Source organism: Caproicibacter sp. (assembly GCF_046707225.1).
GTDB lineage: Bacteria > Bacillota > Clostridia > Oscillospirales > Acutalibacteraceae > Caproicibacter.
Map to the genome: position 1 here is coordinate 104,609 of NZ_JBJKOP010000040.1, position 16,690 is coordinate 121,298.

Genomic DNA, 16,690 nt, shown 5'->3' on the forward strand with positions numbered 1-16,690 from the left:
TACGTGTATAACGCCGCGCTGGAACAGCAGGGCGTGCTCGACGGGTTTACTTCCCTGCGATGGAGAAGGCGGTTTTTTGAGCCCGGAGAATTTGAACTCCATGCTCCGGCAAATCAGGATACTCTGTCCCTTCTGACAGCCGGGAATATTCTGCACCGCCTGGACCGTCAGGAAGCCGGAATCATTGAAAGCGTTAAAATTACCTCAGACAGCGAAACCGGCGATGAAATCGAGGCGGCGGGACGGATGGCCTCTTCTCTGCTGAGCAGGAGGGTAATCCAGCCGGCGGTTAGTTTTTCCGGTACGGTGGAAGACGGCATGCGGAAAATCGTCGCGGATAACGCAATCTCCTCGCGCCCGATCGATTTTCTTACCCTGGGAGAATCCGGCGGATTCGCGCCCCTGTGCAGCTTTCAGACATCCGGCAAGAATCTTCTGACGGTTCTGAAAGCACTGGGAAAATCAGCCCCGCTCGGTTTTCGGCTCCGTCCGGATGTGCAGAACCGGAAGTGGATTTTCGAGGTGTATTCCGGCGCCGACCGGACGGTTGCGCAAGCCTTGAATCCCTACATTTTGTTCAGCGACGGCTTTTCCAACATCAGCGGGTCTTCCTACACGCTGGACACCACCGGCTTCTGCAATTTTGCTTATGTCTGCGCGGCGGAGGAGGACGGTACCGCTGTCCTTGCGGAAGCGGACCTGACAAACGGCGAACCGCGCCGGGAGCTTTGGGTCGACGCGGGAGACCTTCAGAAAGGCAGCCTGACGGACGAGGAATACCGGGAGCAGCTTCGGCAGCGGGGAATCCAAAGTCTGGCGGAGGCCGCCAAAGCGGAAAATTTCGAGACGTCGGCGGTTGATACGGAGAATTTCCGCTATCGGACGGACTGGGACCTCGGCGACATTATCAGCTTCGAAAAGTGGGGGCTGCGCCTTGACCAACGAGTCACGGAGGTCGAGGAAGTTTATGAAAACGGAACGGCAACAATCACGCCGGTATGCGGGACCCCGCTGCCGGAAACTTTGGACTTAGGGAGTGAAGGATAAATGGCTGAATCGAGCGGATTTTTTCGCAGCGTCGGCGGCGACAGAAAATACACGGTGGATTTCCTCGCGAAATGGGTCGCGAGTTTTCTGAGCAACGGAGTCTACACGGACGCCCTTGCGGTAACCGCGGACGCAAACATGCAGGTGCTTGTCCCGTCGGGGCAGGCGTGGATTAACGGGTACTACTACCGCAGCGACGCGGACATTCCGTTTCAAATCCGGAACGCCGACGGCGTTTTGAACCGGAAAGACACGGTTGTGCTGCGGTGGGATTTAAACGAACGGAGCATCTCGGCACAGATATTGACCGGCGCGCCCGCAAGCAATCCCGTCGCCCCGGCAATTGTCCGCACGGCGGAGCAGTACGATCTGAAGCTCGCGGAAATCAGCATCCCGGCGGGCACGACGGCAATCACGCAAAGCCTGATTACTGACACGCGGCTGGATAACAGCGTCTGCGGCATCGTTCACGCGGTCGTGGACCACATTGACACAAAGACGTTTTACAATCAGGTTGCTGCGGATTTGGCAGAATTTAAAAGCAGCAATGAAGCCGATTTCACGGCGTGGGTAAACGGGCTAAAAGATATTCTGGACGAAACAACCGCCGGGAATCTGCTCAATTTAATCAACGAACATAAAGCCGACACCGTCGCCCACATGACGCAGGCACAGAAGGACCAGCTTGCGGCTGCGGTGCCGAACAGCAGGAAAATCAACGGGCACGCGCTAACCGGGGACGTGAATCTGACTGCCGCTGATGTGGGAGCGGCGAGGGTAAGCTCTATCACCGCCGCGACTCTCTCCGCCTCCGGCTGGGCCGGTTCCGCCGCCCCGTACAGTCAGACGATCAGTGTATCGGGCGTGACGGCAACCAGCGCGAATGAAATACTCCCGGGCGCGTCAGTCACGGCGGACGAACTGGAAGCCCTACAGGCCGCGAACATTCAGGACGGCGGGCAGGCGGCGGGAAGCATCACATTGAAAGCGTGGGGGGACAAGCCGACCATTGATCTTCCTGTCCGAATCATTGTCAGGGGGGATTTGTAATGCCAAATATTATCAGGGTTGGCGGGAGTGGGGGTTCAGATCTAAAACTCAATGTATTCGCCCAACCGGACTTGCCGACCAATAAATTCGACGGGATTCTGCTTCAAACCGGCTCAAAAGAAACGCTGAAAAAGATTGTATTTGATGATAATATTTGGGCGGCGGGGCAGTGGCAAAACCCTAGTTTAGTGACTAATATGCCGGGATCACGGTACAGCGCTTGCTGTGCTTTAGTCGGCAGCGAGGTTTATATCTTCGGTGGATACAACGGAGAAGACAATTTATCCTCCGCAATCAAATATAATCCGTCCACAAACACATACACCAGTATAGCATCAATGCCGGAAGCGCGTGGGGGTGCTTGTTGCGCAATCGTTGGTGGCGAGGTTTATATTTTTGGGGGATACAGTGGCGCCGGTTATTTATCCTCCGCAATCAAATACAGCCCATCCACAAATTCATATACTAGCATAGCGAGCATACCGGGGGAACGAGCAAGCGCTTGTTGTGCTGAATATAATGGTGAGGTTTATATCTTTGGGGGATACAACGGAGAAGACAATTTATCCTCTGCAATCAAATACAATCCCTCCACAAATTCATACGCTTCGATTGCAGATATACCGGCAAATCAGGCTTACGCTTGCTGCGCTTTAGTCGGAAGCGAAGTTTATATTTTTGGGGGATACAGATACCCCTCCACTTTTTTTCCCTCCGCAATCAAATACAACCCCTCTACAAACACATATACCAGTATAGCATCCATGCCAGAAGCGCGGGGGTATGCCTGCTGCGCTTTAGTCGGAAGTGAGGTCTATATTTTTGGAGGATATTACAACCATGCTACCTTATCAACAGTATTTCATTACATGCTAACCGCGAAGCAATATCCAAATTCTCCATCCTTTTTAATTTACCGCATAAACGGCGATATCACACATGAAGCGTCGATTTCAAAAGGCAAATTAATCGATTCTATTCCGATCAATTTCAAAGATTGTATGCTGTTTAAAGACGGCGAAATAACATTTCCAGCGCTTTATATTGGAGATGGAACACAATGGAATTTAGCGCGCCCAGCGCAATAAAGGAGGCATATATATGACAGCATCGGATTTAACGTACACAACTACAGATACCGGATACACGATCTTGCTTAATGGTAAGCCTTGGATTGTGCAGGACGGTGATAATCCGTATTTCCCGTATGCAGGAGACACAATGGCAAACAAAGCGCAAACTCACATTGCTGCGATTCTTGCAGAACAGCAAGCCGCCGAAGAAGCAAAAGGCCAGCCGACCATTGAAGACCGTGTTTCCGCTCTGGAAGCGGCGCAGGTCGCGGCATTGGGGGTGTAAAGGATGACTGGATATGCACTGTTTTTTAATGTGCAGTACAAAATGTTTCAGGCTGATAATACCAAAGGCGTTTCGGCTGACAGATTAAAAACGGCGGTTACGAAAAGCTATATCACCGCCGACGACTACAAAACAATCACCGGCGAAGAGTACCGCGCGGATTAAGCTCATCGAGTTTAACGTGTAAAAATTGTTATCAAACAAAACATAAAAAGCCGGGGCACTCATACCAAACGGTATTGGGTCGCCCCGGCTTTTTGCCGTGTATTTGAAAGGAATCGCCGGCTGACCGGCTCAATGGATGACGGTTTTGCAAAAAGGCCCGCCTGCTTTTTACACGGATTGGTTTCAGAGGGGAATTCCTGTTCAGCAGAGGGTTACATGTTCTTTTTCTGGTCGTACTGCGGGTTGAACGCGTAGAAATTCTTGGAGTCGAGACTGTCGGTGATAATCCGCAGACCTTCGCCGAAACGCTGGTAATGTACGACCTCGCGCTCGCGCAGAAAACGGATCGCGTCGCGCACCTCGGGGTCGTCGTTGCAGTAACGCAGAATGTTGTCATAGGTCAGGCGGGCTTTTTGCTCGGCGGCCATGTCTTCGTGAATATCCGCCAGGGAATCCCCGGTGGAAGCGAGCGTTGCGGCGTTGAACGGCACGCCGGACGCGTCGGCCGGATAAATGCCGGTTGTGTGGTCGATAAAATAGGCGTCGAAGCCGGCCTTCTTGATTTGCTCCGGGGTCTGGTTGCGGGTTAGCTGGTAGACAATGGTTCCCACCATTTCCAGATGCGCCAGCTCTTCCGTGCCGATATCGGTCAGGATCGCCTTGAGCTCCGGGTTCGGCATGGTGTATCGCTGGCTCAGATACCGCAGCGACGCCCCCATCTCTCCATGCGGTCCGCCGAATGGCTTACCGCGATGATTTTTTACCGGTAATACAGGCTGATTCGGTTTTGCGCGCGGTCAAATATGATCTTTTGGACCAGACACCGCAGCAGCGCATTTTTTTGGTCGGGGGGAAAAGCGCCGTCGCGGAGGAATAGAATCAGGTCCGACGGAACGGCGGGCTGATTCCCGCCGGGAAGCCGGTTTAAATCCGTTTCCAGCGCATGGCAGGCGCGTTCGATCTCACCGCGTTCCTTTAAGTATTCCGCTAAATTCTCCGCGCCGCCCAGGTAGGCCTCCCGCAGCCTTGAAAGGCGGCGGCGCTCTTTCTTCAGCCGCAGGCGAAGCAGCCCGCGCTCCTCGCTTTCCTCCCCGGGAAGAAGGGGAGAAATCCGCAGGGCGGTTGCTTGCAGGTCGTTTTCCAGCAGGGAGACCACCATGGCTTCCAGTTTCCGCGTGGAAATAGAGTGGGATTCCTGACAGGCCCCGTGACTGTATCCGCCGCACTGCATGCTGCCCGAGGAGGAGGGGACCAGAAGCGATCCGCAGCCGGAACAAAAGACCAGCCCCCTCAGCATGCACGGCGGCGCGCCGCGTCTGCGGGCCGCTCCGGGGCGCAGACGGCTCTGGGCTTCCTTCCAGAGCGTTTCCGAAACGATCGGTTCATGGCAGCCCCGCGTCAGAAGCGTATCGGTTTCCGGGGAACCCCGTCCCAGCGGCCCGCCGGGATTCCACCTGAGCGCCCCGCAGTAGACCGGGTTTTTCAAAAGGTAGCGCACGGCGCGCGGCTCCCATTTTCCTCCGCGCCGGGTGCGAAGGCCCGTTGAGTTGAGCTTTTCCGCAATTTCGCCCGGAGACGCGCCGCGGAGGAAATCGGCGAAGACCAGCCGGACCGCGGCGGCCTCCTCCGCGTCCGGAACAAAGCGCTTTTCCGCCATCCGGTACCCGAACGGGGGGCCGGCGGCCGGTTCGCCCCGCGCGATTTTTTCCCGCATGCCGCGGCGGACCTCTTCGGCGAGATTCACGCTGTAATACTCGTCCATCGCCTCAATCATCGCTTCCACCAGGATGGAGGTCTTTTCATCGCCGAGCGGCTCGCTGACCGAGATCACCTCGATACCCCGGCGCCGCAGCAGGGTCTTGTAAAGGACGCTGTCCGCTCTGCTGCGCGCGAAACGGCTGAATTTCCACAGAAGGATGCAGTCGAACGGGCGCGGCCTGCGCTGCGCCTCGGCGATCATGCGCTGAAATTCCGTGCGCTTTTTCGCTCCGCGGCCGCTCACGCCGTCGTCCTCGCGGAAGATGTATCGGTCCGGCAGCAGATAACCGTTGCTCTTTGCGTAGTCGCGGATGCAGCTGAGCTGGCTGTCCGGGCTGTATTCCAACTGGTCGCTGGTGGAAACGCGGATATAGGCCGCCGCGGTTTTCATGGAAAGTCACCCTTTGCGCGGGAATCGGCGGGGGATAGGACGGGCCGACGCCCCGTATAAATAGAAACGGGGTGAGTAAAATGAAAAAGAAGCCGTTTCGGTTTACGGGCGAGTGCTATTCGGCAGACCGGTCCGGGGCTTTTTCGCTCAGAAGGCGGACCGAATTTGAACAGCTTCCGGAGCCCGGCAGCGGCGGGTTCAGGGTGGTCGGCTGCCGGGAATATCTGCCGCGGGAAGAACAGCTCCGGCAGGACCGGGAACGGATGGAACGCGCGGAGCGGGAGATGAACGCGCGTCCGTAGACGGTTTCGGCCTATTTCCATTTTCGCGCTCCGGCAATATGCAGATAGCGGACCTGTGAGAAAAAATAATGGTCCAGCGGTTTCATGTAAACGTCATAGGTGTGCGCCGCAACATAGATTCCGTCTTTTTCCACGGCGACCACGACGGGAGTATGGTAAAAACGCGCTCCGTTGCCCAGTTGGACCAAGTCGCCCGGCTGGATGCCGGAAGCGTCGGTTTCGACGGCGAAGGGCCCCGGCCCGCGGTTTCCGACCAGGAAGTCGTGCAGGTATTCGACTCCGCTCCAGGAGGCGGTCCGGTCGCTGGGACTGTTGTAGTACCAGCCGGTGTCTTTTTGATAGTTCATCACGCCGCACCCGGCAAATACGCACTGGGAGGCGAAATTGGTGCAGTCTCCGCCCATCCCGTCAAAGCTGTAATATTTGGGGTTTCGGCTCGTTGCCCACTGTTTGGCGTAGGCGACCGTTTTTTTCCGGTCGTAGGAAATTTCGTTCAGCATTTGGATCCCTCCGGTTTTATGGCGGCTTTCCTATCATCCTATGCTGTGAAAGAAGAAAGTATCCTTTTTCCATCATACCGAAGAGCCATTCGGCCCGCCATACTGCGATATGATCAGTTTGGCGAGCGCGGGATTCGGCGTTTTGATTTTCACCGGGTATTGCAGCCTTTTCTCATAAATCCACATTTATTTTCCCTCCTCGCTCAGTTCCCACGGCCAGGGTTCCGCAATCCAGGCCCAGCGGTTGGTGTTCTGCGTGGTTTCGTTGATCGGTCCGTAAGCGGCCTCATATTTCGCAACGAGGTCGTCGGTGATTTTTTGGTACTCCGCCATTTTGGCAGCCGCGGTGCAGTCGCCCGGGTGAGTGTCAAGGTAGATGTGAAGTTCCCACATCGCGAAGTGATTCGCGTTGATTTTTTTCATCAGTTCTTCTTGTTCGCTCATTTTGCCATCCCTCCGCCTAAAAATGGTTTATTCAGTTCCGGGAAAATCGTCCCGTAAACAAGCCCGCGCTCCGCGGGATAGGTGGTATCAAAGTGCTGGAACGGAACATAGGCCATTGCTACCGGAGTCTCCGCCGGAAAACTCGGCCGGTTCGGCAGGCAGCCCTGTCCGCCCATATAGTCGCTTTTCACGCCGCTTTTGGTTTCGGTCTGCGCCGGCGAGACCGCGCTGTTCATTTTATTCTGCGCGTCTGAGGCTCCGGAAAGCATTCCCTTGTTGCCGGAAGCCGCCGGGGAAACGGCGGATGCATTCTGGGCGCCTGCGACGGCTCCGCTGTTGCCGGAGGCCGTCGGGGATACGGTTTGATTTGTCATGGGATTTTTGCCGGAGTACTCTGAAACAGCACCATTGCCCGCTGTTGCCGGGGATGTTGCCGTTCCTGTTTTGGGATTCTGTCCGCTGGAATATTCCGAAATGACACCGCCGCTGCTGCCGCGTGTTTTGACGGTGCTGTTTTTTGCGGTCGATTCCGGCGAGACCGCCGGGGAGGACTTCGAATTTTGTGCGCTGTTATATTCAGCCATCATATTATTTGAAGGATTTCCATAGTCAAGCATGATGTTTCTCCTTTCGCGAAACTGGATGTTTCTCATCTCATATTATGCAAAAGATGAAAGACGGTGTTATTGCTTATATCATTTTATCGGATTTATTGACACATTGGAAAAATAGAATCTGACGGTTTTTGGCATTTTCATTTGCATTATCAGTTTCGCCACCGGAATTTTCAGCGCATAGCCGCGGCCGGGCCGGGCTTGCCCGTGCCGGCCGCGGGCCCCGCGGGGCGATTAATATGGATTTTACTTGTATAATCAGGCGGGATGTTATAAAATATATAAGTTATAGTTAAAAAAAGACATTGAATTCTGGAGTTGAAGTATGGCGGAAGAAAAGAGAAAATTCGGTAAAAATCTTTTTGTAATCATTACGCTGATTCTTTCCGTCGGCATCCTGTTGTATTTTCTTTTCACAACGGGCGGAGGAATTGAAACACTCGCCCGCATTGCGAAAACCCTGCGTCGAACCTGGCTGCTCGCCGCGGTTCTGGCGGCGGTGGCCTGCTGGCTGCTGGAAGGGTTTGAAATTAACCTGCTGTGCCGGCACATGAAACCGAACTGGAAGTTCTCACGCTCCTTTTCCGCGGGGATGATCGGCTTTTTGTACAGCGCCGTTACCCCGTTTGCCACCGGCGGACAGCCGATGCAGATGTACACGCTCAGCAACATGGGCATGGATACCGGTATGGCCGGCTCCGTCGTCGCGGTGAAAACCCTGGTCTACCAGGTCGTAATGGTTCTGTACGCGCTCCTGATGGTAGCCACAAAGCTCCATTATTTTCAGACAAGCGTTACCAATTTCGCGTTTTTAACCGTAGTCGGCCTGTTTTCCAACTGCATTTTTATCGCGCTGGTCGTGCTGTTTATGCTCAGCGAAAAAACAACGGACCGAATCCTTCGATCCACGCTTCTTTTGCTCCACAGGTTCAAACTGTGCCGGCATCCGAAAGCGCGCTATGAAAAAATCCACAGCCAGCTGCAGGTTTTCCACGACGCCTCTAAAATAATGGGAAATTCCGCGCCGCTTTATTTGAGCGTCATGGCTTCTGCGGCGCTGCAGATTACTCTGAACAGCCTAATTCCGTTTTTTATCTACCGCAGCTTTAATATGCAGGGGGCTTCGGTTACCGCCATGATCGCGGCGCAGGTTTTTGTGGCGATGGTTTCGGCGTTTGTGCCGCTTCCCGGCAGCTCCGGCGGGGCGGAAAGCAGCTTCTATCTGTTTTTCGGGCTGTATTTCAAATCGGCGATCTTTCCGGCGATTCTGCTCTGGCGATTGATCACCTATTACTCCAATATCGTGTTCGGCGGGATTTTCGCCTATGTCGGCAGTAAGATGAAGACGGAAAAGGATTCCAATTAGCATCTTTTTATTGACAAATAAAACAGGGGATGCTATACTGCGACTGTATTAATAAATATAATACGGTAAATACAGTGAGGTGAACAGGATGTTCGTGCTGGATTACAAAAGCAGGCTGCCGATTTACGAACAGCTTTACCGGTCGATCACCCGCATGGCGGCGATGGGCGCGATGGAACCGGGGGAAGCCCTGCCGAGCGTTCGCGCTCTTGCACAGGAGCTTGGAGTAAATCCGAATACGGTGCAGAAAGCGTACCAGATGCTGGAGCGGGACGGAATCATTTTTTCGGTTCAGGGAAAGGGTTCTTTCCTGGCCGGCGATGAGTCCGCCGTAGCCCGCAGAAAAAGCCTGGCTTTGGAAAAAGTGCGGGAAGCGGCGGCGGAAGCGGCTCTCTGCGGCGTGACAAAGGCAGAAATCCTGGCGCAGATATCCGATGTGTTCGACGGGAGGGCGGAACAACATGATTGAGGTTCAAAATCTGACGAAAAAATTCGGCGCCAAGGCTGCGCTGGACCATGTGAATTTTACGATCGGCGGGGGGTCCGTCTTCGGGCTGGTCGGCTCCAACGGAGCGGGAAAGTCAACATTCCTTCGCACCTGCGCCGGCATCTATTTTCCGGACGGCGGAAATGTTCTGGTGGACGGAAAAGCCCCGTTTGAAAATGCGGAAGTAAAATCAAAAATCTGCTTTATTCCGGATTATCCGTATTTTCTGCCCCAGGCGACGCTGTCAGACATGGCGAAATTTTACGGGGGGATATACCCCAAATGGGACGCCGCGAGGTTCGAAGACCTGTGCAAGCTGTTTCCGGTCGGAAAAAAAGAACGGATTTCAAACTTTTCCAAGGGGATGCAGCGGCAGGCCGCGCTGATCTGCGCGTTTGCCGCCCGCCCGGAGTATCTTCTGATGGACGAAATCTTCGACGGGCTTGACCCGGTCATGCGCCAGCTGCTCAAGAAACTGATCTGCGAGGAGGTTTCGGAGCATCAGCTGACCGTCATCATCGCGTCGCATAACCTGCGGGAGCTGGAAGATTTGTGCGACCATGTCGGGCTGTTCCACAAGGGCGGAATTCTGTTTGAAAAAGACATTGACGCGCTGCGGCTCGGCGTGAGCAAGGTTCAGGCAGCTTTCCGACCGATGCCGGACAGAAGCGCGTTCGAACCGATGGAGATTCTCGAGTGGGAAACGCGCGGGTCTCTTTTAAACCTTGTGGTTCGCGGCGGCCGGGACGAAGTGATGGAAAAGCTCAATTCCTTGAACCCCATCTTCGCGGAAGCGTTGCCGCTGACGCTTGAAGAAGTATTTATCAGTGAAATGGAGGTGGCGGGCTATGACATCAACAACATCCTGTCTTAGCCGTTTCTCTCAATTTCAGCGGACCTATTTCTGGTCGCTGAGAAAGAACATCGGCATGGCGGTGCTGCTCGCGCTGCTGCTGTTTCTGGCAAATCCGCTGATCTTGCTGATTGCCCTTCCGGGTGAGGCGGCCGCCATCGCGCGAAACACGGATCTGACCCAGGCGGAAAGGACGGAGAGCCTTTCCAGAAGCTACACCCGTATGGCCGGCAGCGTGCTTCCAACGTTCGCGGTTGCCATCGTTCTGCTGTTCTGCGCGGTCCTGTGCGTTCTGCTGTTCGACTATCTGCAGAAGAAGCGGAGCGTGGACTTGTACCACGCCCTGCCGGTCGGCCGCGAGGCCCTTCTGCTCGGGCGCTGGTGCGCGGGAATCACCTTACTGTTTGTGCCGGTGGTGCTGGACTTTATTTCCATGCGGATGATCGGCGCGGCCTACGGCGTTTCGATGATGGACGGGGCGAGGTCGCCGCTTCTCTCAATGCTTTGGATCCTGCTGATGGGCGCGGCGGCGTTTACCTTCTGTCTCTTTATGATGGTCTGCGCCGGAACCACGCTGGACGCGGTGCTTTCGGCTCTTGGGGTCAACGTCGGCTATCCGCTCCTGATTGTGTGCGTCTATACCGTCGCGGGGATGCTCCTGCCGGGATTCAGCGCGGATATTGCGGATCATTTGACGGTCACCACCGCCTTTGCTCCGTTCGCCGCGGCGTTTGTCGCGGTTTTGCGGAGTGGCTCCGCCTGGTTTTTGCTTTGGTGGGTTGTGATGACGGCCGTGCTGCTGGCGGGTTCCGTCCTGCTGTACCGCAGGCGCAGGAGCGAATCGGCGGAAGACAACTTCGCCTTCCCCCTTCCGAAGCTTGTGGTCCGCTTCCTTTTGACGGCGGTCGGCGGGCTGGGGTTCGGGCTGGTTCTGAACGGCGCTTCGGATACCGCGTTCTTCATCGGCGTGCTTTGCGGGTCCCTCGCGACGCATGTGGTCGTTGAGGTCATCTATTCCCGCGGGTTTCATCAGATGAAGAAGAGCTTTGCTTGGTACGGCGTGTTCGCCGTTGTGTTCGTCGCCTTTTTCGGCGCGCTCTGCACCGGGCTGTTCGGTTACGACACGCGGATCCCGGACGCTTCACAGGTGGAAAGCGTCTCCATCGACGCGGACAGCTACTGGAGCGGCTCCGGCAGTCAGCTGGTTTACGATGAAAGCTTCAGAAACAGGATCTTTGCGCTGTCCCCGACCATCCGTCAGCAGGAAAACATCAAGGCGGTCGTCGGGATTCAGCAGGAGCTGATCAACAAATACCGCGCCCGGTATCCCTACTGCTTAAGGACCAATCAGGGCAACGGGATGACCCTTTCCTACCGGATGAAAGACGGAAGCGTTTTCAAAAGAACATACAGAAGTTATTCCGACCGGATGAATCTGGAAGAGATGCTGACTCCGGCCTATGACAAACTGAACGGCATGAAGGAATTCGCGGAGAGCGAAGACCTTGTTTTCTACCTGTCGCCGGAGAATTTCAAGAGCATGGAGGTCAATAACGGCAAGGCGAACAGCAGGACCTTTGTTCCTGACGCGCAGCAGGCGGCGCAGTTCCAGAACGCTCTGGAACAGGATTTTCTCGACGGGAAGGTCAACCGCAGATATCATACGGAGCAGGAGAAGTACCTGAATGTCGGCCTTGACTACAAGGAGAAGATCGAGCCGGGGGAGAAGATGAAGGCTTTGCTTGGCGGGTATAAGGGAAAAATCAACCTGAACAGCGGCAATTACAGTTTTACGGATGAAAGCGCCGCGACGTGGAAGCTCCTGAAGCAGTGGGGCTGGGTTGAATGATTCGAGTAAAAGATTATATTGCATCATAAACGAACGGAACAGGCCGCGGGCATTTGCCCGCGGCCTGTTCCGTGCCCTGATGTTTGATTTATAAATGAAGCGCGTACTGAACCCCAAGCGAGGTCAGAGACAGAACGGCCCAGCAGATAAAACCGAGCAGAATCGGCTTCGCGCCGCTTTTCACCAGCTTGATCAGGTTGGTGTTCAGACCGATGGCCGCCATTGCCATCACGATCATGAATTTGCCGGCCTGAGACAGAAATCCGCAAAGAGCTGCCGGAAGGGGAAGAAACGTGTAGGCAACGGACGCGGCGACGAACCCAAGCACGAACCAGGGGAATATTTTTTTAAAATCATAGCTGCCTTTGCCGGAAGCCGCGTTTTTACGGGAGGTGTAAAAGGCCAGCACCAGTGTGACCGGAACAATCATCAGCGTTCGGGTCAGCTTTACGATCACGGCGAGATTTCCCGCGGCGTTGCTGTAAGTATAGCCCGCCGCCACCACGGATGAGGTGTCGTTGACGGCGGTGCCCGCCCAAAGGCCGAAGGTATGGTCGCTCATGCCCATCAGATGCCCCAGAAACGGAAACAGGAAGGCCGCGATCACGTTAAACAGAAAGATGGTGGAAATGGAGTGAGCGACGTCCTCGTCGTCCGCGTTGATAACCGGCGCCGCCGCCGCGATGGCGGAGCCGCCGCAAATGGCCGACCCGACGCCGATCAGCGTTTTTGTATTCGAATCCAGTCCCAATGCCCTGCCGGCAAAATAGGCGGTCACGAACGCGGCGGTCAGCGTGAACGCCATTAAAATCAGCGTCTGGCCGCCGACCTCAAAAACATGGAACAGGTTCATTTCAAATCCGAGCAAAATGATGGAATACTGAAGCAGTTTTTTCGAGGTATACCGGATTCCGTTGTCAAACAGCGCGGGCCTTTTCAAAAAGGCAAGCAGCATGCCGAACAGGATTCCCAGCACGGGGCTGCCGACGACGGGGAACGCGCTCCCCAGAGCCCAGGCGGGAACCGCAATCAGGGCTGTCAGGGCAATCCCCGGTATTTTTGAGGTTATTTGTTTCAAATGATCTTCTCCTTTCTTTTCTTCATCATACTCCTTGACTTATAATAAGTAAAATATTATTATCTTATTATATTAATAAGTAAAAAGGATGGGATCGTTTGACACTTCGTCACTTTAAAATCTTCGTCGCCGTCTGCGACCGGCTGAACATGACCGCTGCGGCGAAATCACTGTTTATATCACAGTCCGCCGTCAGTCAGGCGATCGCGGAACTGGAAAAATATTACGGAGTCCGGCTGTTTGAACGGCTGACGAAAAGGCTGTACCTGACTTCGGCGGGGGAAAATCTGCTTGGCTATGCGCGCCACATGGTGCGGATGAACGAAGAAATTGAAAACAGCATGAAAACGCTCGCCGGCAGCGGCAGCGTGCGCGTCGGGGCGAGCGTGACGGTCGGGGCGAGTGTTCTGCCGTCCCTGATTCTTCGGTACCGGCAGGCTAACCCGGCGGTTGAGGTGGAAGTGTTTGAGGACAACACGTCTCAGATTGAAAAAAGGATTCTGAGGGACACGACGGACATCGGACTGGTCGAGGGGGAGACCGCGTCGCAGGATCTGATCATTCTGCCGTTTCTTACGGATGAGCTGGTGCTGGTCTGCGGCAGGGAACACCGTTTTGCGGCCCTTCGCTCCGTTTCGCCGGGCGAGTTGGAACGCGAACCGTTTATCATCCGGGAGGAGGGCAGCGGAACCCGAAAGACGTTTGAGGACGGGATGAAGGCGAAGGGCCTTTCTTTCCATGCCACCTGGGTCTGCAACAATGCGGATACGATCAAAGCGGCCGTCGCGGAGGGTCTGGGGGTTACCGTAATCTCACGCCGCGCGGTCGAATCCGAAATGAACCGAGGGCTTCTCTGCATCAGGGAGATTGACGGGATCCGCTTTTTCCGGCAGTTTCGGATGATTGTGCATAAAAACAAATATCTGACCGCGGCGATGAGAAAGTTTATGGACCTGTGCCTGAACCGGGATACTCTGCTGGAAAGTCCGGATGAGACCGGCGTCAAAAAACGCCCGGTGTAAAAAACACCGGGCGAACGAAAGATTAAGATTTGATTTGTGCCGCGACCTCGTCGGCGTATTGCCTCATGGCGGCCAGATCATCGTCGGTCGGCATGAAGTTTACCCTCATCCCATCGCCGACAAAGCGGAATTTCAGGTGTTCCAACCGGCTCTTCACCATCGGAACCGCTTCTCCGCTCCAGCCGAAGGAGCCGAATGCACCCGCCGGTTTTGCGCGGGTATTGATCGGGTCGACGCTTGCCAAAACGTCCCATACAATCTTCGGGGCGTCCCGGTTAATCGTGCAGGAACCAACCAGAAGGGCGTCCGCCCGGTTGACCAGTTCTGCGGCTTTTTCAAACGGTTCAAAAACAATATTCACCAGTTCGACGTCAAGGGCGTCGTTTTCGCCAAGCTCTTCCGCAGCGGCACGAGCCAGTTTCTCAGTGTATCCGTAGGAGGATGCGTAAAGGATTCCTACGGTCTTTTTCGGGCGGAGCGCCGGGGTACTCCAGTTCCGATAAAGCTCTTTGCACTTTTGAATATTTTGAGTCAGGCAAGGCCCGTGGCTTGTGCAGATGACCTCAGCGGGGAGTTCTTTGATTTTGTCCAGTCCGGACAGAACGTACGGACCGAACGGCGCCATAATGCACCGATAGTAATTCTCAAATTCATCCCAGTACTTTTCCGGATAGTGAACCGAAGTGTCCGTCATGGTTGGCTCACAGAAATGGCATCCCAAAAAGTCGCAGGTGAAAAGGATCTTTTCAGAAGGCATCCAGGTAAACATGGTGTCCGGCCAGTGCAGCAGCGGGGCGACGATAAATTCAAGCTCACGCCCGCCGAGGTCCAGCCTGTCGCCCTGTTTAACAACGACGCTTTGAAACTCACGGTTCATAATCGCGCTAAGATTCTTTTTCGCAGCAAAGGTGGAATAAATTACAAGATTTGGGTTCAATTCCAACAGCTTCGCGATGGAGCCTGAATGATCGGGTTCCGTGTGGTTGACGATCAGGTAGTCGATTTTGGAAATGTCCACAATGCTCCGGATGTTCTCGAGGTATTCGTCAAAAAAGGATTCGAGAACCGTGTCGACCAGAACATTTTTTTCGCCTGTAATCAGGTAGGCGTTGTAGCTTGTCCCATATTCCGCATGCATGATAATGTCAAAAACACGCATGCCGGGATTCAGAACGCCGACGGAGTAGACATGATCCGCTAATTTTTTCATGCTCATGGAAAACTTCTTTCGTTAATCTTCGGGTGAGAACATATCTTTACCCACGCCGCATTCCGGGCAAGTCCAGTCGTCCGGAAGGTCTTCAAACGCGGTGCCTGCTTTGACTCCGTGCTCAGGGTCGCCCTTCGCGGGGTCGTAAACATATCCGCATGCACTGCAAACATACTTTTTCATTTTTCCCACTCCTTATTAGATGTTTCCATTAGTATAGTTGAGCAAAATTGTTTTGTCAATCAGAGCGGCTGTCGTAACTTAGGTCATCGATGATCTCACAAAGGTTCTCCGGAAACACTTTACAGCGGCAGAACTGGCTGGCAAGGTCCAGAACCCTTAAGAGATTTCTTGAAACATACTGGTCTGTGTAATCATTGTCTGAACGAAAAATTTTAATTCCATACCCTTTTCTGCGATTTCCAAATACATAGTACTTCAGACAGACCCCCGGGATATCTGCACAACCTATAAATCTGAACATGCACCACCATCCTCTCTGTGAATTTTGATCACATTTTACCTGATTCTGGTAATATCATAATTCACAAAAAAGAATTTTTCAAGCGAAAAAGCGCTGATTTTGGTGCTAATCTACCAATAACGCAAGATGTCGCGAGGGTGATTCAGAAGCAAAATAGATATTGTATGTAGGAATTAGAATTATTTTTCTACAATTTGTATAAATATATTACTACAAATGCACATAATACGCCAAGTAATGATCCGAGGACTGTGTCGGACGGATAATGTACAAACAGAAAGACTCTCGAAAAAGCAATTAATAAGGCGAGTATCAGCGCGGCTGTGCCGAATCGGCTGTTAAAAAGCAGAATCACCGTCGCGGCTGCGAAGGATGATGCCGAATGCCCGGATGGGCAGGAATAGCCGCCGGGGGTGTGAATCAGAAGGGAAACGCCCGGCTTTGTCATAAACGGCCTGGGGCGCCCGATAATCGGTTTTAAAATCTGGCTGATAATATGCGCGAGCGCCAGTGAAAAAAACAGCATGAACGCAAAAGCGCGGGTATGCCTGTTGTAGCCGAGGAAGATTGCGGCGGTCAGCCAAACCGCACCCGCGTTGCCGATTCTGGAAAGAAGCGGGAAAATAAAATCGGTAAATCGGTTATGGCAGTGCGTTTGAACATAACTGATGATCCTGACATCCATTCCTGTTCCTCCGGTCAGAGTTGTTT

Annotated in this window: 20 protein-coding genes and 2 pseudogenes; 11 read left to right on the forward strand and 11 right to left on the reverse strand. The window is 54.0% G+C overall.

Annotated elements, in window-relative coordinates; translation table 11 throughout:
• Positions 1–3 precede the first annotated feature (3 nt).
• The 5 genes from ACLQ3M_RS11870 to ACLQ3M_RS11890 are packed head-to-tail and all read left to right on the forward strand — an operon-like array spanning position 4 to position 3,621.
• Complete coding sequence (locus ACLQ3M_RS11870) at positions 4–1,047, forward strand: siphovirus ReqiPepy6 Gp37-like family protein (protein ID WP_411677898.1); 1,044 nt, start codon at positions 4–6, stop codon at positions 1,045–1,047.
• Positions 1,048–2,097, forward strand: coding sequence for a hypothetical protein (locus ACLQ3M_RS11875; RefSeq protein WP_411677899.1), 1,050 nt, complete (start codon positions 1,048–1,050; stop codon positions 2,095–2,097).
• Complete coding sequence (locus tag ACLQ3M_RS11880) at positions 2,097–3,185, forward strand: Kelch repeat-containing protein (RefSeq protein WP_411677900.1); 1,089 nt, start codon at positions 2,097–2,099, stop codon at positions 3,183–3,185. The genes ACLQ3M_RS11875 and ACLQ3M_RS11880 overlap by 1 nt, the downstream gene beginning before the upstream one ends.
• A 13-nt stretch (positions 3,186–3,198) precedes the next feature.
• A complete protein-coding gene (locus ACLQ3M_RS11885; protein WP_411677901.1) occupies positions 3,199–3,456 on the forward strand; it encodes a hypothetical protein in 258 nt (85 codons plus the stop codon).
• A 3-nt stretch (positions 3,457–3,459) separates the two neighbouring features.
• Complete coding sequence (locus ACLQ3M_RS11890) at positions 3,460–3,621, forward strand: XkdX family protein (RefSeq protein ID WP_411677902.1); 162 nt, start codon at positions 3,460–3,462, stop codon at positions 3,619–3,621.
• A gap of 212 nt (positions 3,622–3,833) precedes the next feature.
• On the opposite strand, the pseudogene ACLQ3M_RS11895 reads toward ACLQ3M_RS11890, so the two are convergent.
• Positions 3,834–4,361 (reverse strand): annotated as a pseudogene (locus ACLQ3M_RS11895) (manganese catalase family protein); the annotation flags it as partial.
• Positions 4,362–4,381: 20 nt separating this feature from the next.
• Positions 4,382–5,770, reverse strand: coding sequence for a recombinase family protein (locus tag ACLQ3M_RS11900; protein WP_411677903.1), 1,389 nt, complete (start codon positions 5,768–5,770; stop codon positions 4,382–4,384).
• An 80-nt stretch (positions 5,771–5,850) separates the two neighbouring features.
• Here ACLQ3M_RS11900 and ACLQ3M_RS11905 point away from each other — a divergent pair, with 80 nt between their 5' ends.
• Entirely contained in the window at positions 5,851–6,072 is a 222-nt protein-coding gene (locus ACLQ3M_RS11905) for a hypothetical protein (protein WP_411677904.1), read from the forward strand.
• An 11-nt stretch (positions 6,073–6,083) separates the two neighbouring features.
• Here the strand turns inward: ACLQ3M_RS11905 and ACLQ3M_RS11910 are convergent, their stop codons facing one another.
• The 4 genes and pseudogenes from ACLQ3M_RS11910 to ACLQ3M_RS11925 all read right to left on the reverse strand — a co-directional run bounded on the left by ACLQ3M_RS11910 (position 6,084) and on the right by ACLQ3M_RS11925 (position 7,633).
• Complete coding sequence (locus tag ACLQ3M_RS11910) at positions 6,084–6,572, reverse strand: amidase domain-containing protein (protein WP_411677905.1); 489 nt, start codon at positions 6,570–6,572, stop codon at positions 6,084–6,086.
• A gap of 84 nt (positions 6,573–6,656) precedes the next feature.
• A pseudogene (locus ACLQ3M_RS11915) lies at positions 6,657–6,758 on the reverse strand (manganese catalase family protein); the annotation flags it as partial.
• Positions 6,759–7,016 carry a spore coat protein CotJB gene (locus tag ACLQ3M_RS11920; RefSeq protein WP_411677906.1) on the reverse strand — a complete coding sequence of 86 codons (258 nt, stop codon included), beginning with the start codon at positions 7,014–7,016 and terminating at the stop codon, positions 6,759–6,761. It abuts the pseudogene before it with no gap.
• A complete protein-coding gene (locus ACLQ3M_RS11925) occupies positions 7,013–7,633 on the reverse strand; it encodes a spore coat associated protein CotJA (RefSeq protein ID WP_411677907.1) in 621 nt (206 codons plus the stop codon). Before ACLQ3M_RS11925 ends, ACLQ3M_RS11920 begins: the two co-directional genes overlap by 4 nt.
• Positions 7,634–7,955: 322 nt before the next feature.
• Between ACLQ3M_RS11925 and ACLQ3M_RS11930 the strand changes: the two genes are divergently transcribed.
• From ACLQ3M_RS11930 to ACLQ3M_RS11945, 4 genes are all read left to right on the forward strand, one after another.
• Complete coding sequence (locus ACLQ3M_RS11930; RefSeq protein WP_411677908.1) at positions 7,956–8,996, forward strand: lysylphosphatidylglycerol synthase transmembrane domain-containing protein; 1,041 nt, start codon at positions 7,956–7,958, stop codon at positions 8,994–8,996.
• Between the two features lie 88 nt (positions 8,997–9,084).
• Positions 9,085–9,465 (forward strand): GntR family transcriptional regulator, encoded by a 381-nt coding sequence (locus tag ACLQ3M_RS11935; protein WP_411677909.1) that lies wholly within the window; start codon positions 9,085–9,087, stop codon positions 9,463–9,465.
• Positions 9,458–10,357, forward strand: coding sequence for an ABC transporter ATP-binding protein (locus ACLQ3M_RS11940; RefSeq protein ID WP_411677910.1), 900 nt, complete (start codon positions 9,458–9,460; stop codon positions 10,355–10,357). Before ACLQ3M_RS11935 ends, ACLQ3M_RS11940 begins: the two co-directional genes overlap by 8 nt.
• Entirely contained in the window at positions 10,332–12,185 is a 1,854-nt protein-coding gene (locus ACLQ3M_RS11945) for a hypothetical protein (protein WP_411677911.1), read from the forward strand. The genes ACLQ3M_RS11940 and ACLQ3M_RS11945 overlap by 26 nt, the downstream gene beginning before the upstream one ends.
• A gap of 88 nt (positions 12,186–12,273) precedes the next feature.
• On the opposite strand, the gene ACLQ3M_RS11950 is transcribed toward ACLQ3M_RS11945, so the two are convergent.
• Positions 12,274–13,263 carry a YeiH family protein gene (locus ACLQ3M_RS11950; protein WP_411677912.1) on the reverse strand — a complete coding sequence of 330 codons (990 nt, stop codon included), beginning with the start codon at positions 13,261–13,263 and terminating at the stop codon, positions 12,274–12,276.
• A 98-nt stretch (positions 13,264–13,361) separates the two neighbouring features.
• Here ACLQ3M_RS11950 and ACLQ3M_RS11955 point away from each other — a divergent pair, with 98 nt between their 5' ends.
• The gene (locus ACLQ3M_RS11955) at positions 13,362–14,285 is read left to right on the forward strand and encodes a LysR family transcriptional regulator (RefSeq protein WP_411677913.1); all 924 of its coding nucleotides are present in this window, start codon (positions 13,362–13,364) and stop codon (positions 14,283–14,285) included.
• A gap of 22 nt (positions 14,286–14,307) precedes the next feature.
• Here ACLQ3M_RS11955 and ACLQ3M_RS11960 read toward each other — a convergent pair whose 3' ends face one another.
• The 4 genes from ACLQ3M_RS11960 to ACLQ3M_RS11975 all read right to left on the reverse strand — a co-directional run bounded on the left by ACLQ3M_RS11960 (position 14,308) and on the right by ACLQ3M_RS11975 (position 16,664).
• The gene (locus ACLQ3M_RS11960; protein WP_411677914.1) at positions 14,308–15,495 is read right to left on the reverse strand and encodes an FprA family A-type flavoprotein; all 1,188 of its coding nucleotides are present in this window, start codon (positions 15,493–15,495) and stop codon (positions 14,308–14,310) included.
• Between the two features lie 21 nt (positions 15,496–15,516).
• The gene (rd, locus tag ACLQ3M_RS11965; RefSeq protein WP_411677915.1) at positions 15,517–15,678 is read right to left on the reverse strand and encodes a rubredoxin; all 162 of its coding nucleotides are present in this window, start codon (positions 15,676–15,678) and stop codon (positions 15,517–15,519) included.
• 55 nt (positions 15,679–15,733) lie between these two features.
• Positions 15,734–15,979 (reverse strand): DUF6514 family protein, encoded by a 246-nt coding sequence (locus ACLQ3M_RS11970; protein WP_411677916.1) that lies wholly within the window; start codon positions 15,977–15,979, stop codon positions 15,734–15,736.
• A 187-nt stretch (positions 15,980–16,166) separates the two neighbouring features.
• Positions 16,167–16,664: a phosphatase PAP2 family protein gene (locus ACLQ3M_RS11975; protein WP_411677917.1), complete on the reverse strand. Its 498-nt coding sequence runs from the start codon at positions 16,662–16,664 to the stop codon at positions 16,167–16,169.
• Positions 16,665–16,690: the final 26 nt, after the last annotated feature.

Coding starts and splice junctions, on each gene's coding strand:
- ACLQ3M_RS11940 (WP_411677910.1), top strand. CDS start 9,458: ATGATTGAGGTTCAAAATCTGACGAAAAAATTCGGCGCCAAGGCTGCG.
- ACLQ3M_RS11925 (WP_411677907.1), bottom strand. CDS start 7,633: ATGCTTGACTATGGAAATCCTTCAAATAATATGATGGCTGAATATAAC.
- ACLQ3M_RS11960 (WP_411677914.1), bottom strand. CDS start 15,495: ATGAAAAAATTAGCGGATCATGTCTACTCCGTCGGCGTTCTGAATCCC.
- rd (WP_411677915.1), bottom strand. CDS start 15,678: ATGAAAAAGTATGTTTGCAGTGCATGCGGATATGTTTACGACCCCGCG.
- ACLQ3M_RS11975 (WP_411677917.1), bottom strand. CDS start 16,664: ATGGATGTCAGGATCATCAGTTATGTTCAAACGCACTGCCATAACCGA.
- ACLQ3M_RS11890 (WP_411677902.1), top strand. CDS start 3,460: ATGACTGGATATGCACTGTTTTTTAATGTGCAGTACAAAATGTTTCAG.
- ACLQ3M_RS11885 (WP_411677901.1), top strand. CDS start 3,199: ATGACAGCATCGGATTTAACGTACACAACTACAGATACCGGATACACG.
- ACLQ3M_RS11935 (WP_411677909.1), top strand. CDS start 9,085: ATGTTCGTGCTGGATTACAAAAGCAGGCTGCCGATTTACGAACAGCTT.
- ACLQ3M_RS11970 (WP_411677916.1), bottom strand. CDS start 15,979: ATGTTCAGATTTATAGGTTGTGCAGATATCCCGGGGGTCTGTCTGAAG.
- ACLQ3M_RS11930 (WP_411677908.1), top strand. CDS start 7,956: ATGGCGGAAGAAAAGAGAAAATTCGGTAAAAATCTTTTTGTAATCATT.
- ACLQ3M_RS11900 (WP_411677903.1), bottom strand. CDS start 5,770: ATGAAAACCGCGGCGGCCTATATCCGCGTTTCCACCAGCGACCAGTTG.
- ACLQ3M_RS11875 (WP_411677899.1), top strand. CDS start 1,048: ATGGCTGAATCGAGCGGATTTTTTCGCAGCGTCGGCGGCGACAGAAAA.
- ACLQ3M_RS11920 (WP_411677906.1), bottom strand. CDS start 7,016: ATGAGCGAACAAGAAGAACTGATGAAAAAAATCAACGCGAATCACTTC.
- ACLQ3M_RS11905 (WP_411677904.1), top strand. CDS start 5,851: ATGAAAAAGAAGCCGTTTCGGTTTACGGGCGAGTGCTATTCGGCAGAC.
- ACLQ3M_RS11945 (WP_411677911.1), top strand. CDS start 10,332: ATGACATCAACAACATCCTGTCTTAGCCGTTTCTCTCAATTTCAGCGG.
- ACLQ3M_RS11880 (WP_411677900.1), top strand. CDS start 2,097: ATGCCAAATATTATCAGGGTTGGCGGGAGTGGGGGTTCAGATCTAAAA.
- ACLQ3M_RS11910 (WP_411677905.1), bottom strand. CDS start 6,572: ATGCTGAACGAAATTTCCTACGACCGGAAAAAAACGGTCGCCTACGCC.